The sequence below is a fragment of the Leptotrichia sp. oral taxon 417 genome (assembly GCF_013394865.1).
Taxonomy (GTDB): domain Bacteria; phylum Fusobacteriota; class Fusobacteriia; order Fusobacteriales; family Leptotrichiaceae; genus Leptotrichia; species Leptotrichia wadei_A.
Genome location: NZ_JABXYV010000001.1, coordinates 249,240 through 263,999, shown reverse-complemented (window position 1 = coordinate 263,999; position 14,760 = coordinate 249,240). Strand labels below are relative to the sequence as shown.

Here is a 14,760-nt window from a genome sequence, read left to right as displayed (position 1 = left end):
ATATAAAATATTTTCACTCCTTTCTATTTCAGTCAATAATAAAAAAATCACAGCTAAATTAACAACTGTGATTTCCTAATTAAAAATATTTTATTTTATCCCAATATATATCCTTTAAATAAAAGTCCAACAGCAATTCCTAAAACACTTCCCCAAAATACTTCTATTGGAGTATGTCCTAAAAGTTCTTTGAATTTTTCGTTAATAATTTCTATCCCGTCATTATGCTCAATAGCATCTATCAGTCTATTTAAGGCTTTTGCATGCTTCCCTGCCTGCTGTCTTACTCCTGTCGCATCATAAAGCACAATTCCAGCAAAAACCATCGCAATCGCAAATTCAACTGACCTGAATCCCTTTAGTAAAGATACGCCTGTTACAAGGGAAACTACTGTCGAAGCATGGGAACTTGGCATTCCGCCAGTTTGGATAAGCCTTGCCCATTGAGGCCTTTGACCCTTGAATAAAGGGAAAAAAACTTTGTAAAACTGTGCCGAAAAACATGAAACTACCGCAACATCAAGTAATCTATTTCCAAACAGTATTCCTCCACTCATTTATTTTTCCTCTCTATTTTTTCCTATTTTTTAGATTTACTTTTTCTAAACTTGTCAAATTCAGGAGTAATCTTTGCATCCTTTTTATGTTTAGGCTTGAAAAAAATCAATATATTTCCTATTTTATCAACAAATATTGATTTTGTACCTCTAGCGATTTCATCTCCCATTTCCCTGTCAAATTTAACTGATGAATTTTGCAATATTTTTACTTTTATCAATTCTCTTTTTTTCACAACTTCTGCAATGGAATTTATTACATTCTCATCAATTCCATCCTTCCCAACTCTAACGATTGGATCTAGATTGTGTGCCAATTTTCTTAAAAAAGCTCTCTCCTTACTTGAAAGCTGTATCATTCTAAACCTCCATTATAATTGGTAAAATTATAGGCTCTCTATCTGTTTCCTTATTAAGGAATTCTCCAACTTTTGCTCTTATTTTTTGTTTAATTTTCCCAATTTCCTTTATTCCTTCATTTTCCATATTAGCAAGTTCTGTTCTAACAAGTTTCTTTGTTTCAGAAAGTAAACTTTCTGCATCCTTATTATACACAAATCCACGTGTTACAAGCTCTACTTGCCTATTAAATTTTCCGTTTCTATATTGAGAAATTGTAATAATTACAATTCCATCATCTGCCAGATTTTGTCTATCCTTCAGTACAGCATTTCCAACATCGCCAATTCCAAATCCATCAATAAATGTAGCCCCGCTCGGCACTCTTCCAACAGATCTGAAACTATTTTTAGACAATTCCAATTTTTCTCCATTTTCTGTCAAAATAACATTTTTTTCAGGTATTCCAACTGCCATTGCCAATTCCTTATGTTTTTTAATCATTGCATATTCCCCATGCACAGGCAGAAAATATTTAGGTTTCACAAGATTTATCATCAATTTTTGTTCTTCCTGGCAGCCATGTCCTGATACATGTATTCCGATTCCTTTTTCAAAAACAACATTTGCATCCCGTTTCATAAGCTGATTTATATTTTTGGTAGCAGCCTTTTCGTTTCCAGGAATAGGTGTTGCAGAAATTACAACTGTATCTCCTTCTCTTAATGAAATATGCTTGTGTGTCCCATTTGCAATTCTGGAAAGCGCTGCAAGCGGTTCTCCCTGTGTTCCAGTACATAATATAAGCACCTTATTCGCTGGATAGGTTTCAACTTTGTCAATATCTATCATTGTATCTCTCGGTATTTTCAAATATCCAAGATTTGAACATATTTCAAAGATTTTTACCATGCTTCTTCCATCAATTGCAATTTTTCTTCCATGTTTTGTCGCAATATTTACAATTTGCTGCAATCTGTGAACGTGCGAAGCAAAAGCTGCCAAAATTATTCTTCCCTTAGCCTTTGCAAATTCATCCTTCAAACTTTCTCCAACTGTTCTTTCAGATGGCGTAAATCCTGGTATTTGCGCATTTGTACTATCTGAAAGCAAAAGATCCACGCCTTCTTCTCCCAGCTGAGCCAATCTTCCAAAGTCAAATCCTTCCCCGTCAACAGGAGTCAAATCAACTTTAAAGTCCCCAGAATGTAAAATAGTTGCCGCAGGAGTCTTAATGCAAATTGCATAACAGTCTGCAATACTGTGAGTTACACTTACAAACTCAACTGTAAAATATTTTGAAACTTTTAAAATAGTTCTTCCGCTAATAACCTTTTCCTTTGGTAATTTTGCATCTTTTTTTTCAAATTTTGCCCTTGCAAGCGCAAGCGTCAATCTTCCACCGTACATTGGTATATTTTCTGTTCCTAACTTTTGGTAAAAATAAGGGATTGCTCCTATATGGTCTTCATGTCCGTGTGTCAATAAAAGCCCCTTTATTTTATGACGGTTTGATTCCAGATATGAAAAATCAGGAATTATAACATCTATCCCCAGATGCTCGTCTTCTGGAAAACTCAGCCCTGCATCCACCACAATAATTTCATCCTTATATTGAAAAGCTGTCATATTTTTTCCAACTTCTTCAAGACCTCCAAGTGGGATTACATACATTTTTTCTTCTTTTCCATCCACTTTTCTGTCTATATGTCTATTCCTATCATTTACTCTTGGAATATAACGTATTTCATTTTTTTCATCTAAATGTCTTCGATTCGTACTTTTCCTTCTAAATCTTTTCATTCCAGATTTTATTTTATTAATATCTTCCTTCTTGGAAAAATTTCTTTTTAAGATTTGATTACCGAACTCGCCTTTTTCCTTTTCTGACATTTAGCAAACACCTCCTTCATTTTAATTTTTTACATTGCTATTATTTTTTAAATTCTTATTTTTTTCATCTTGCTTTTTCTTTTCTTCTTCCTGTTTCTTCTTCTCAGCATCCTGCTTTTTCAAGACGTATTTATCTCTATATTTGTATATAAATTTCTGTGCCATAGATCCTGAAGCTACTCCTCCATATCCTCCACCTTCTACAACTGACACAAAAACAATCTGAGGATTATCAGATGGAAAATATCCCGCAATCCACGAGTGGTTATCTCCAAATCCTGAATTTTGTGCAGTCCCTGTCTTTGCTGAAACTGGATAATTTGGTATATATAAAACTTTAGCTGTTCCACCTGGACCACTTACCGGCAATCTCAAGGCATTTTGTAACAGTTTCAAATTCTTTGGACTTACCTTCAATTTTTTTATTACTACAGGCTTATTATTTTCAACTTTTCCTGAATATGTCACAAATCTGTCAACAACCGTAGGTCTTAATTTTACACCATTATTAGCTATAGTTTGATAAACTGAGGCAATTTGAATTGGAGTTGCCAAAACATATCCTTGTCCAATTGACATATTTATCAAATCTCCAGGCAGCCATCTCTGATCCTGTTTCTTCTTAAATCTTTTCTTCTTCCATTCAGGACTAGGCAATGTTCCTGTCAATTCTCCAGGAATGTCAATTCCCGTCTTAGATCCAATTCCAAATTCCTTTGCATATTTTACAATATTGTTAATTCCAGCTTTTTGTGAAAATACATAATAATATGTATTTACTGATTGCTCTATGGATTTTGCAAAATTGGTAATTCCGTGTCCAGATTTATGCGAATCCCTAAATATTAACTTCCCGTATCTGTACTGTCCAGTTGAATTTACAGTAGCATAAGGAGAAATTCCAGATTCCAGTATTCCCATTCCCGTTACCGCTTTAAAAGTCGATCCTGGTGGATAAAGTCCAGCAATTCCCTTATTAACAAGCGGCTTTGCCTTTGAATTTACCAGTTCAGTCCATTGATTATCGGATATTCTCGAACTTAATAAATTCAAGCTGATTTCAGGATTACTTACAAATGTAATTATTTTTCCAGTTTTAGCTTCCATTGCAATAAAAGCCCCGCTTTTACCTGAAAATGCATCTGTCATATATTTTTGCAATTCCATGTCAATTGACAAGTAGACATTTTTTCCTGCAACACTTTCTGTTGCCTCCACTTGCCTTATAACATTTCCTTTAGCATCAACTTCAACATTTTCCCTACCGTCTTGACCTTTCATTTCCTTGTCGTAAGAACGTTCAACACCTTTTTTACCAATCAGGTCACTATTTCTATATCCATCCTTTTCCAGATCCTTGAATTCCTTTTCACTAATAGGCTTTACGTATCCAATAACATGCGATGCAAGCGCATCTTCAGGATAAAATCTCTTATTATACTCCACAATGTCGATTCTGTCATTATTAATTTTTTCAATTGCCCTTAATGCCACCTGCTTGTCTAAATCTTCAATAACAAGTATCTTTTTATCAGTTCCCATTCTTTGCTGCTTATAAAATCTATCTATAAGATAGTCAACCTGATATCCTGTAAGCTGGCTTATAGTATTTATATCGCCCATTGTTTCCTTAATCCGTTTTGCCACAGCCTTACGTTCGTTAGCAAGCCTAGCATCCATCTGTTCTGGCGTCATTCCCTTAACTTCCTTTAAAAGTTTCAAGTCATTTGGATCTAACGTATATGTATGCATATGAACCAGCTGATATCCTGTTGTATTTTTAGCAAGCAATTTACCTTCCCTGTCGTAAATTTCTCCACGTGTAGCTTTTATTATATTTGTTCTAATTCTATTTTGCAATGCCTGTTCTGCATATTGTGAAGCCTCTAATATCTGCAATGTAAACAGACGTGCAATTAATATTAGAAAAACAGCTCCGACAAGAATAAGAAAGGCAATAAATCGTACATTTTTCTCTTCTTTATCTAATTCTCTCATAATTTTCCTCTTTATAACTGTTATCTATTCTGTTTCCTCGTTTCCTTCATTCACGCCATTATAAAAATCATCCAGTCTGTAGTAATCTCTAGCATCTTTACTAAACACGCTTATAACTATATCTCCGGCATCAATAAGAACCCAGTTAGCCTCCTCAAGCCCTTCCACATTTTTCACATTTTCAAGGCTTTTCTTTATATCAGTCGCTATCGCTTCAATATTTCTAGAAGAACTCCCAGTACACAATATTGAATAATCAAAAAATGGCGATTTTCCTCTCATATCATACACTTTTATATCCTGTGCCTTCTTATCCTCCATAATATCAATTATTTCCTGAACTTCCTTTTCATAATTGTTATTCAATTCACTCATTCCCTGAACTTCCTTTCTTTTTATATTTTTTTATTTATCAAATTATTTCTGCTTTAATTTTTTATTTAAAAAAATCAATACAATTTAAGTTTAACTATAATAACTGATTTGACTAAAACAAGTATTAATCAAAATTTAGTCAAAAAGAAAATGGGCATCAAATAAAAAAAATTATTAATAATTAACTTAAAATATTTAATAATTGCACAAAAATCCTTGTATAAATTATTTATTACTGCTATTGTATATTATATTATATATTCAGCTAATTTTCAATTTATTTCTTAATTTTAGTAAAATAAAAAGCTATATATAAAAATTAGCAATAATGCCACAGACAACAATTGCCGCAGTTTCTGCCCGCAAAATCCTTTTTCCCAAACTAATTTCTATTGCCTTATTATTTTTTAGAAAATCAACTTCATCCGCTGTAATTCCACCTTCAGGCCCAATTATATACAAAATATTCTTATCTTCTTTTTTTATTATTTCTGATAAAGATTTTGATTCACCACTATTTTCATAGGCAAAAATTATTTTATCATATTTTTGATAATCAATTTCCGAAAGTCTCTTTACAGATGTAATTTCAGTAAATTTCACTCCTCTGCATTGTTTCAGCGTTTCCCTTGCAACGACATCCCATTTTTCCTTTTTTTCATTAATTTTTACAACAACTCGCTCAGTTTTTAAAGGAATTATCCTATTTACACCAATTTCCGTCAATTTCTGTATTGCCAAATTCATTTTATCATTTTTCAAAATTCCCATCGCAATATCAATATTTATACTCAAAGAATAACTGTCTTCTTTTTTTTCCAATATTTTTACAGCTATTTCCTTTTTTGAAATTTCAGCAATTTTTGTAAAATATTCATATTCCCCGTCAATTACCCGCAATTCATCACCTATATTTAAACGATACACATTTTGAACATGATTACAGTCTGATCTGTCTTTTATCAAAATTTTTCCATTATTTTCATCAATATTTTCTTTTTCCGCTATTACTGTCAACAACAACTTTTCACCTCATTTTTTACTTAATATCATTTTCCACTTAAATAACAAATTTACTATAAATTCTTTGAAAAAGTTCAAAATCCAATAGATATATTCAATAACCTAAGTTTTTTTATTTTTACAAGATGTCAAGATCCCTTGCTTCAGTATATTTATTTTATTAAATTATAAATTTTTTTTGTTATCGAACAGATCTAGTATAATTTGGCTTTTTAATTGGAGTTTAGTGTCAATTGTTATCTTTAAATTTTTATTTTTTTTCACTAAATATTTTTTCAATTCCTAAATGGTTATATCCTAATTCTGTCACAACTCTTCCACGTGGAGTTCTTTTTATAAACCCAATTTTTACAAGATATGGCTCATAAACCTCTTCAATTGTCCGTCTGTCCTCCCCGAGCAAAAGCGACAAAGTTTCGATTCCAACAGGTCCTCCATTATAAACATTTATAATCGACAGCAAAATATTCCTGTCAAGCTCATCCAGGCCATTTTCATCCACTCCTAACAATTTCAGGATTCCATCCACGCTTTCCTTTTCCAGAACTCCCGAACCTTCCACAAGTGCAAAATCTCTCGCCCTTTTCAATAGCCTGTTCGCAATTCTAGGCGTCCCTCGACTTCTTTTGGCAATTTCCGTAATTCCATCCTCATCATAGGAAATATCAAGAATATTCGCCCCTCTTCGTATAATTTCCTTCAATTCTTCCAGCTTATAATATTCCATCCTATGAGTAACTCCAAATCTATCCCTAAGCGGCGTACTCAACTGCCCTGCCCTTGTAGTTGCCCCAATCAACGTAAATTGCGGCAATTCCACACGTATACTTCTAGCAGACGGCCCTTTCCCAATAAGAATATCCAGTTCTCCGTCTTCCATCGCAGGATACAAAATTTCCTCCACAGATGTATTCAATCTATGAATTTCATCAATAAATAAAATATCATTTTCCTCCAAAGACGTCAAAATAGCCGCCAAATCTCCTGCCTTTTCCAGCACAGGCCCAGTTGTCACCTTCAGATTCACTCCCATTTCCGTAGCAATAACTCCCGCAAGCGTAGTTTTCCCTAGCCCTGGAGGCCCATAAAGCAAAATATGATCCAGCGACTCATTCCTTATTTTAGCAGCTTTTATAAATATATTCATCTTCTCTTTCAAATCCTGCTGGCCAATATATTCCTTAAAAGTCCTTGGCCGTAAACTTTTCTGAATATTGTCCTCTCCCAATTCCTTAGGTTCCAATATTCTTTCTTCATTCATTTTTTCTCCTCAATAATTCTTTAAATCCTCTAGTCTAATTGTTTTTATTTAAAATATTATTTTATATCTGTTTTAATAATAGCATTATAAAAAACTGAAATAATGCGATTATTCCTCCCAATACTCCACCAATAATTTCAATATGCTTTAATTCATTCTTAGACACAGACAAAATTATTTTTTCCATTTCTTCTAACGAGAAATTTTTCATTTTTTCAAGCATGATTTCCTTAAAGTCAATTTTGTCTTCTGCAATTTTTAAAATTTCCTCCACTATTTCCTCTTTATTTTCTAAAATTGCCTTTTTAAAATACGCTTTTATTTTTTCAATTACTGAATCATTTAAAAACATTTTTAATAGCGGATTTTTTTCTAATATGCTTTTTTTCAGCTTTTCTCCTATAATTTTGTCCAATAGTTTATCCAAAACTTCATCATTTATAACATCGCTATCTTTTAACTTTTCAGTAATATATTTTACTGAAATAAGCTCCTTTTCTATCGTTTCCGCTATATTTTCTGAAATCTTATCTCTATTTTTGGGAATTAATCCCTGTATTTTGAAAAATAGGAAGTTTACTTCCTTATAGGGCCTAAATAACAATTTTATAGCCAAATAATTTGTAAACCATCCTATAAGTATTCCAACAAAAACCATTATGGCAAGCTGGATTAACAAATTTTCCAATTTTTCCTCCATTTTTTAATAGATAACTAATCTATCAGTATCAAGGGAATTTTTAACCCTTGTTATTTAACCAACTATTGTTTTTCCATATTCCTTGCATTTTTCAATTTTTTCATCATCATCAACAGCCAAATGAATAATAAGCCCGTCATTCACGACAGAAAGCCCTTCATTTATAATTTCCTCACGCCAAGTTTCCATCCAGCCACCTTGTCCCCAATCATAAGAACCAAATAGCCCAACTGTTTTACCAATGATTTTATCCTTTATTCCTTCAAAAAATTCCACCATTTCCGGTGCAATTTCCTCTGCTCCAACTGCAGGCGATCCAAATGCAATAAAGTCAGCATCTATTGCATTCTCATCAGCCTCTTCCACATTTATAAGTTTTACATTAGATCCAGCACTTTCTGCACCTTCACCAATATATTTTGCCATTTCTTCAGTATTTCCAGTGCCTGTATAATAAATTATATTTAATGTTGACATATTTCCCTCTTTTCTCTTTACTTATTCAATTTTTACAGCAGAAATGTTCGATTTTTTTCTATACAAAAAGGTAAGACTCCTTGCTTCAGTATATCTATTTCATTAAATTCTAAGTTTGTATAGCTGTCGAACAGTTCTAATCTCTTATCTCGCAATTTATTGAAAATTATAACTTTACAAAAATTTTATTAATGCAGCATTTATTTTGTTAATTCATAAGTATCTCTTGCAATTACAAGTTCTTCAGCTGTTTCAATCTTGTAAATTTTAACTTTTGAATTTTCTGTAGACAATTCTACATTTCCTGGTAATCTTTTTGCATTTTTTTCTTCATCCAGCTCGACTCCAAAAAATGAAAGCCCTTCACAAATTTGTTTTTTAGCTCCAACAGAATTTTCTCCTATTCCACCAGTAAAGGCAATAGCATCAACACCGTTCATTGCCGCAACATAAGCTCCAATATAAAACTGTATTCTGTAGCAGAACATGTCATAAGCTAAAATAGCCTTTTCATCTCCAGCCTTTTTAGCCGCATCTAAATCACGGAAATCCGAACTAGTTCCAATCATTCCTAAAATTCCAGATTTCTTATTCATTCTGTTATTCATTTCATCCAAAGATAATCCTCTTTTTCTCATAACATAAATAACAGAGGCAGGGTCTACATCCCCAGTTCTAGTTCCCATCATAACTCCTGCAAGCGGTGTCATTCCCATTGACGTGTCTACAACTTTACCATTTTGAACCGCTGAAATACTCGCTCCATTTCCAAGATGGCAAACTATAATTTTAGAATCTTTTTTACCTAGCATTTCTTGTGCCACTCCACTTACATATCTATGAGAAGTCCCGTGGAAACCATACTTTCTAACTTTTAATTCTGTATAGTCTTCATAAGGATAAGGATACATATATGCCTTTGCCGGCATTGTTTGATGGAATGCAGTATCAAATACAACTACATTTTTCTTTCCAGGAAGCAATTTTTGAATAACTTTTATTCCCATTATATGGGCTGGATTATGCAGTGGTGCAAGCGGTGCGATTTCTTCAAGATTTTTTATAACTTCATCATCGACAAGTACAGATTTTTCATAATATTCTCCACCGTGGACAATTCTATGCCCTATCGCATCAATTTCATCTGTGCTTGCTATTACTCCAATTTTCTCATCTTGAAGCGTCTTTAATATTAATTCTACCGCAACTGTATGATTTTCCATAGGAGTTTCCAATTCACTAATTTTTTCTCCAGTTATTAAATTTTTATAACTGAAAATTGGATTTGCAATTCCTATCCTCTCACAATTTCCCTTAGCTAGCGACTGTTCATTAGTCATATCAATAAGTTCAAATTTTGCAGATGAACTTCCACAATTTATTACTAAAATTTTCATTTTATCCTCCAAATTTATGTATTTATTTTTCTACTATTTTTTGACAAGGAGGATTGACCTCCTTGCTGCTATAATTACTATTATTGCTTAACTATTAACAACCTATATCATATAAATTCAATTTTAATCATTTTTTGTCAAAAAAATTACATTTCAGATTCCACAGCCGTAATTGCCACAACTTCCACAATATCTTCTACGCTGCATCCTCTCGACAAATCGTGAACTGGTCTTGCCAACCCTTGAATCAATGGTCCCAATGCCTTTGCCTTTGCCAATCTTTGTGTTAATTTATAACCAATATTTCCTGAATCCAAATCAGGGAAAATTAATACATTCGCCTGTCCTGCCACTTTTGAGTTGGGAGCTTTTGCAGCAGCCACTTCTGGCACAATTGCCGCATCCAATTGTAATTCCCCATCAAAGTCGAAATCAACGTTTCTAACTTTCAAGATTTCAATTGCTTCCCTAACTTTGCTTACAGACACTCCATCTGCACTTCCCTTTGTGGAAAATGATAAAAATGCCACTTTAGGTTCCTTTATTCCAGCAGTAAATCTAGCTTTTTCAGCTGCAGAAATTGCAATATCGGCTAGCTGCATTGCTGTAGGATCAGGGATTACTCCACCATCTGAATATACAAATGTTCCATTATCTCCAAATTCAGGCGTATTTGTTATCATAACAAAAGAACTTGATACTGTCTTTAGTCCTTGTCTTGGTCCAATTACATGAATTGCCGCTCTTAAAACGTGTGCTGTTGGAGAAGATGAACCTGCCACCATTCCATCAACTCTGCCTTGATGTACAAGCATTGCCGCAAAATATCTTGGATCTGACATAAGTATCGCTTTTGCAGTTTCAAATGTCATTCCCTTTTTTTCTCTTCTTTTTTTCAAAAGTTCCGACATAGCATCAATTGTCGCACAAGAGTCAGGATTGTAAAATATCGCACTCTCCAGCGAAACACCAATTTTAGCCGCTCTTTCCTTTATTTCCTTTTCATTTCCAACCAAAGCAATTTTTGCAATTCCTTCGTTAATAATTTTCTCAGTTGCCCGCAAAATTCTTTCATCTTCTGTTTCAGGTAAAATAATAGTTTTGTTTAATTTTTTAGCCTTTTCCTTCAATTCATCTGTCAATGTGTTCATAAATTCATTTTCCTTTCCTGTTTTTTTATTAATCAAACATAGCTTCAACAAATTCCTTTGTATCAAATTCCCGTAAATCCTCAATTCCTTCTCCAACACCTATAAATTTAATCGGCTTTTTCAGCTCTTCTGTAATTGGGAAAATAATTCCACCTTTTGCTGTTCCATCAAATTTTGTCAGAATAATTCCTGTCAAATCTACAATTTCATTGAATATTCTAGCTTGCTCCAGCCCATTTTGCCCAGTCGTGCTGTCAATTACAAGCAAAGTTTCAAAGTCTGTTTCTCCAGACTGCTCACGAATGATTTTATTTATTTTTTCAAGCTCTTTCATCAAATCACGTTTATTGTGAAGTCTTCCAGCCGTATCCAGTATCGCCACATCAAATCCACGATTTTTAGCAGTTTTTACAGTATCAAAAATTACAGCGGCAGGATCGCTTCCATGTGCCTGCTTTATAACTTCCACGCCAGTCCGTCTTCCCCATTCCTCAACTTGCTCAATCGCAGCCGCTCTAAATGTATCTCCAGCCCCGATAATAACCTTTTTCCCGCTATCCTTCAGTTTTTTCGCTATTTTCCCAATGGATGTAGTCTTTCCAACTCCATTTACACCAACAATCAAAAGAATGTTCAGCTTTCCGTCATGCAATTTCAATTTTGTATTATTTTCATCATTATAAATAAGTTTAGCCTTTAGCAATTCCTTTAATTCCTCATAAATTTGCTCTGATGTTTTCAATTTTTTTCGTGAAACTGATTTTTCCAATTCTTCCACAAGCTGCATTGTCATATTCATCCCAATATCCGATTGAATCAGCAGTTCCTCCAATTCTTCATACAAATCGTCATCTATCGTTTTTCCCAGAAGCATTTCCTTCAATTTCCCAAAAAATCCCTTCTTAGGTGTTGCCAGCCTGTCTTTTAACGGTTTTAACTTAGGCTTTTTCTTAGTCTTTTCACTTTCCTCAAAACCGCTTTCATCTAATTTACTTTCAGTCTTTTCTTTTGTTTTCTTGTCAACACTCTTTTTACTCTTATCTTCAAAGTCTTTACTTTCAGCATTTCCACTTTCAAGATTCTCGACTTCAGAATTTCCGCTAACTTTATTATCTTTTTTTAAGATTTCATCAGCTGCTTTTTTTATTTCATTTTCTGTTTCTTTTTTTATTTTTTGTATCTCTTTTTCACTTTCCTGAATTTCCTTGTCCAGCTGATTCTCCAGTTTGCTCTTTTGCTCTTCCTCGCCTTTTTTCTTTTTTCCAAATTTAAAAAAATTTTTCAGCATTGTTTTTTATCCCTTTCCGCCTGTGATTTTTCCAAATAATCTGGCTTCAAATTAAAAATATCAGTTTTTTTTATAACATTATCATCTCTTAAATTTTTATCCAAAAACATTTCCACATAAGTCATCGTATTAATCGCCAAATTCTTATCCTCAAATATTTTTACAAAATCTCCCAATTTATCCAATATTTTAGTCTTATAATTAAAAACCGCATCTCCAATCAAATAAATTTTTTTATTATTTTCTTTATCTTGCTTATTTTTAATTATTCCCTCAATTACATTATCCAGCTTTGTAACCTCGTAATTTTTCACTAACTCCAGCTTTCTTCCATCCTTTCTATTAAAAGTTTCATAAGCTGCGCAATAAATTTTTTCCTTCCGAGAATCAATCAATGAATATATTTTCACATCCTCATCATTTTCCAAATTTACCTTCAAATTGTAATATCCTTGAAACCCAAGCGCATCCAATTCATTCACTTCATAAAAATTCACATTTCTTCCAAAAAAAAGTCCCTTAACAACTGAAATTGCTATTCTAACCCCTGTAAACGAACCAGGCCCAATCGAAACAAGCACATTTTCAATTTCATCCAGCTTTTTCCCAGTCCATTTCAAAAGGCTGTCAATTTGCTCTAAAATCGTAGTAGAATGCGTCTTCGCCATTACCACGTGAATTTCCCCCAAAAGTTTATCCTTTTCATAAAGCGACAATCCAGCCAGCTTAGTCGTAGTCGTCATTGCAAATGTCAACATATTTTTTCTCCATTTTTTATTTTTTCATTTTTTTAACAAGAGTTCTTAATCCCTTGTTACATAATTTTTTTGTTTTTAAAATTCAAAATTTTCTTTAGTATAAACAATTTTGTTATAAAAATTATCCAATTCCAAAATCTACTTTTTCTCCATCCAAAATTGTATAAACTGCGACTTTTCGAGCTTCATCTGAATAGTGATTTATCTCAACAAACACCGCATCTTCAGGCATCTCCTCCAAAATCTTATCCGCCCATTCAATAATCACAACACTTCCATCTTCTCCAATATAATCCTCAAACCCAATCTCATAAATTTCCTCAGGATCATTAATTCTGTAAACATCAAAATGATATACAGGCACATCTCCAGAGCTGTACTCAATAACATAAGTAAATGTCGGACTTTTTACATTCTCTGTAACATTGTAACATTCACAAATTTTCTTAGTAAACGTAGTCTTTCCCGCTCCTAAATCTCCAATAAGTCCTAAACAGCCTCCGTTTTTTAATTTTTCTGCTAATTTTTTTGCTAATTTATCTATCTTATCAAATGTTAATACTTCACTTTTCATAATTTTTCCTATTTCTAAATTTTATTTTATGTTTAACTAAAATTTTTTGATTTTTATATTATAAATTATTTTTTTATAATTTTTATTTGTCTTTTTAACGTAAGGGCATCAAACGTCATGCCCTTACAACCCCGCTTTACGCAAAACTTTCTTATAAAGAAAAAATAAAACTCGATTTTGAATTAAGTTTATTTTAACGCAAATAACAAGATACAATCTAAAATTTATTCCAAAATCTCAAACAGTTATTTTTTCTTTAACGAAATTTTGCTTATTTTTTTTATTGAAAAAATGTTATGATTTTAAAGTTAATAGTAAATGTTTCCTTTTCCATAAAAAAGAATATCTTAAAAATAAAAATATCCTTTATTTATACACTTCAATAATTTTATTAATAATTTCAGTTGTGGAAATATTATCCACAAAGGATAAAATCTTTACTTCTCCGCCATTTTTTTCAACAACTTTTGTTTCTGGCAAGTCCTCTTTTTTGTAATCTCCACCTTTTACGTGAATATCTGGCTTTAAAATATCCAGCAGTTTTTCTGGTGTCTTTTCATCAAAAATCACCGTATAATCCACAAATTTCGTACCCAAAAGCACAAAAGCTCTATTTGTTTCACTATTTATCGGTCTTTTATCTCCCTTGTTCACTTTAACCGAAGCATTGCTATTTACACCAACAACCAAAATATCGCCTAAATTTCTAGCTTCCTCTAGATAAGTCAAATGCCCAATATGCAGGATATCAAAAACTCCGTTAGTAAAAACTACCTTTTTCCCAGCCTTCTGCAATCTCACTATTTCATCTCTCATTTTATCAGCTGTCAGCAAATTATCCTTAAAACTTTTTCCCAATTTTCTCTCCAATATATTTATCTATTTATAATTATAACGTATTTAATTCATAATTTACTCAATCCCTAAGTTTATTTAATTTTAAAAAGGTTTGAGCATACATCAAATTAT

At 32.7% G+C, this 14,760-nt stretch carries 15 protein-coding genes; all 15 read right to left on the bottom strand.

The features are described 5' to 3' along the window. Positions 1 to 95 precede the first annotated feature (95 nt). The 15 genes from HW276_RS01295 to rfaE2 all read right to left on the bottom strand — a co-directional run bounded on the left by HW276_RS01295 (position 96) and on the right by rfaE2 (position 14,607). The gene (locus HW276_RS01295; protein WP_178937116.1) at positions 96 to 557 is read right to left on the bottom strand and encodes a divergent PAP2 family protein; all 462 of its coding nucleotides are present in this window, start codon (positions 555 to 557) and stop codon (positions 96 to 98) included. A 23-nt stretch (positions 558 to 580) separates the two neighbouring features. Beyond that, a complete protein-coding gene (yhbY, locus tag HW276_RS01290; protein WP_178937115.1) occupies positions 581 to 916 on the bottom strand; it encodes a ribosome assembly RNA-binding protein YhbY in 336 nt (111 codons plus the stop codon). 1 nt (position 917) lies between these two features. Further along, positions 918 to 2,789, bottom strand: coding sequence for a ribonuclease J (locus HW276_RS01285; protein ID WP_178937114.1), 1,872 nt, complete (start codon positions 2,787 to 2,789; stop codon positions 918 to 920). A gap of 21 nt (positions 2,790 to 2,810) precedes the next feature. Further along, the gene (mrdA, locus tag HW276_RS01280; protein WP_178937113.1) at positions 2,811 to 4,787 is read right to left on the bottom strand and encodes a penicillin-binding protein 2; all 1,977 of its coding nucleotides are present in this window, start codon (positions 4,785 to 4,787) and stop codon (positions 2,811 to 2,813) included. Between the two features lie 24 nt (positions 4,788 to 4,811). After that, positions 4,812 to 5,162: a ribosome silencing factor gene (rsfS, locus tag HW276_RS01275; RefSeq protein WP_178937112.1), complete on the bottom strand. Its 351-nt coding sequence runs from the start codon at positions 5,160 to 5,162 to the stop codon at positions 4,812 to 4,814. Between the two features lie 306 nt (positions 5,163 to 5,468). Continuing rightward, positions 5,469 to 6,182 (bottom strand): 16S rRNA (uracil(1498)-N(3))-methyltransferase, encoded by a 714-nt coding sequence (locus HW276_RS01270; protein ID WP_178937111.1) that lies wholly within the window; start codon positions 6,180 to 6,182, stop codon positions 5,469 to 5,471. 253 nt (positions 6,183 to 6,435) lie between these two features. After that, positions 6,436 to 7,446 (bottom strand): Holliday junction branch migration DNA helicase RuvB, encoded by a 1,011-nt coding sequence (gene ruvB / locus HW276_RS01265; RefSeq protein ID WP_178937110.1) that lies wholly within the window; start codon positions 7,444 to 7,446, stop codon positions 6,436 to 6,438. A 61-nt stretch (positions 7,447 to 7,507) separates the two neighbouring features. Further along, entirely contained in the window at positions 7,508 to 8,134 is a 627-nt protein-coding gene (locus tag HW276_RS01260; protein ID WP_147002806.1) for a DUF445 domain-containing protein, read from the bottom strand. Between the two features lie 66 nt (positions 8,135 to 8,200). Further along, the gene (locus HW276_RS01255; protein WP_147002805.1) at positions 8,201 to 8,623 is read right to left on the bottom strand and encodes a flavodoxin; all 423 of its coding nucleotides are present in this window, start codon (positions 8,621 to 8,623) and stop codon (positions 8,201 to 8,203) included. A 200-nt stretch (positions 8,624 to 8,823) separates the two neighbouring features. Beyond that, the gene (locus HW276_RS01250; protein ID WP_178937109.1) at positions 8,824 to 10,020 is read right to left on the bottom strand and encodes an acetate/propionate family kinase; all 1,197 of its coding nucleotides are present in this window, start codon (positions 10,018 to 10,020) and stop codon (positions 8,824 to 8,826) included. A gap of 146 nt (positions 10,021 to 10,166) precedes the next feature. Further along, the gene (gene pta / locus HW276_RS01245) at positions 10,167 to 11,171 is read right to left on the bottom strand and encodes a phosphate acetyltransferase (protein WP_178938497.1); all 1,005 of its coding nucleotides are present in this window, start codon (positions 11,169 to 11,171) and stop codon (positions 10,167 to 10,169) included. A 28-nt stretch (positions 11,172 to 11,199) separates the two neighbouring features. Continuing rightward, on the bottom strand, positions 11,200 to 12,459 hold the full coding sequence (gene ftsY / locus HW276_RS01240) for a signal recognition particle-docking protein FtsY (protein WP_178937108.1): 1,260 nt from the start codon (positions 12,457 to 12,459) through the stop codon (positions 11,200 to 11,202). After that, positions 12,453 to 13,217 carry a tRNA (adenosine(37)-N6)-threonylcarbamoyltransferase complex dimerization subunit type 1 TsaB gene (tsaB, locus tag HW276_RS01235; RefSeq protein ID WP_178937107.1) on the bottom strand — a complete coding sequence of 255 codons (765 nt, stop codon included), beginning with the start codon at positions 13,215 to 13,217 and terminating at the stop codon, positions 12,453 to 12,455. Before tsaB ends, ftsY begins: the two co-directional genes overlap by 7 nt. Positions 13,218 to 13,338: 121 nt before the next feature. Beyond that, positions 13,339 to 13,791, bottom strand: coding sequence for a tRNA (adenosine(37)-N6)-threonylcarbamoyltransferase complex ATPase subunit type 1 TsaE (tsaE, locus tag HW276_RS01230; protein WP_178937106.1), 453 nt, complete (start codon positions 13,789 to 13,791; stop codon positions 13,339 to 13,341). Between the two features lie 366 nt (positions 13,792 to 14,157). Then, positions 14,158 to 14,607, bottom strand: coding sequence for a D-glycero-beta-D-manno-heptose 1-phosphate adenylyltransferase (gene rfaE2, locus HW276_RS01225; protein ID WP_370464641.1), 450 nt, complete (start codon positions 14,605 to 14,607; stop codon positions 14,158 to 14,160). Positions 14,608 to 14,760 lie beyond the last annotated feature (153 nt).

Coding starts and splice junctions, on each gene's coding strand:
- HW276_RS01295 (WP_178937116.1), bottom strand. CDS start 557: ATGAGTGGAGGAATACTGTTTGGAAATAGATTACTTGATGTTGCGGTA.
- yhbY (WP_178937115.1), bottom strand. CDS start 916: ATGATACAGCTTTCAAGTAAGGAGAGAGCTTTTTTAAGAAAATTGGCA.
- HW276_RS01285 (WP_178937114.1), bottom strand. CDS start 2,789: ATGTCAGAAAAGGAAAAAGGCGAGTTCGGTAATCAAATCTTAAAAAGA.
- mrdA (WP_178937113.1), bottom strand. CDS start 4,787: ATGAGAGAATTAGATAAAGAAGAGAAAAATGTACGATTTATTGCCTTT.
- rsfS (WP_178937112.1), bottom strand. CDS start 5,162: ATGAGTGAATTGAATAACAATTATGAAAAGGAAGTTCAGGAAATAATT.
- ruvB (WP_178937110.1), bottom strand. CDS start 7,446: ATGAATGAAGAAAGAATATTGGAACCTAAGGAATTGGGAGAGGACAAT.
- HW276_RS01255 (WP_147002805.1), bottom strand. CDS start 8,623: ATGTCAACATTAAATATAATTTATTATACAGGCACTGGAAATACTGAA.
- HW276_RS01250 (WP_178937109.1), bottom strand. CDS start 10,020: ATGAAAATTTTAGTAATAAATTGTGGAAGTTCATCTGCAAAATTTGAA.
- pta (WP_178938497.1), bottom strand. CDS start 11,171: ATGAACACATTGACAGATGAATTGAAGGAAAAGGCTAAAAAATTAAAC.
- ftsY (WP_178937108.1), bottom strand. CDS start 12,459: ATGCTGAAAAATTTTTTTAAATTTGGAAAAAAGAAAAAAGGCGAGGAA.
- tsaB (WP_178937107.1), bottom strand. CDS start 13,217: ATGTTGACATTTGCAATGACGACTACGACTAAGCTGGCTGGATTGTCG.
- tsaE (WP_178937106.1), bottom strand. CDS start 13,791: ATGAAAAGTGAAGTATTAACATTTGATAAGATAGATAAATTAGCAAAA.
- rfaE2 (WP_370464641.1), bottom strand. CDS start 14,607: ATGAGAGATGAAATAGTGAGATTGCAGAAGGCTGGGAAAAAGGTAGTT.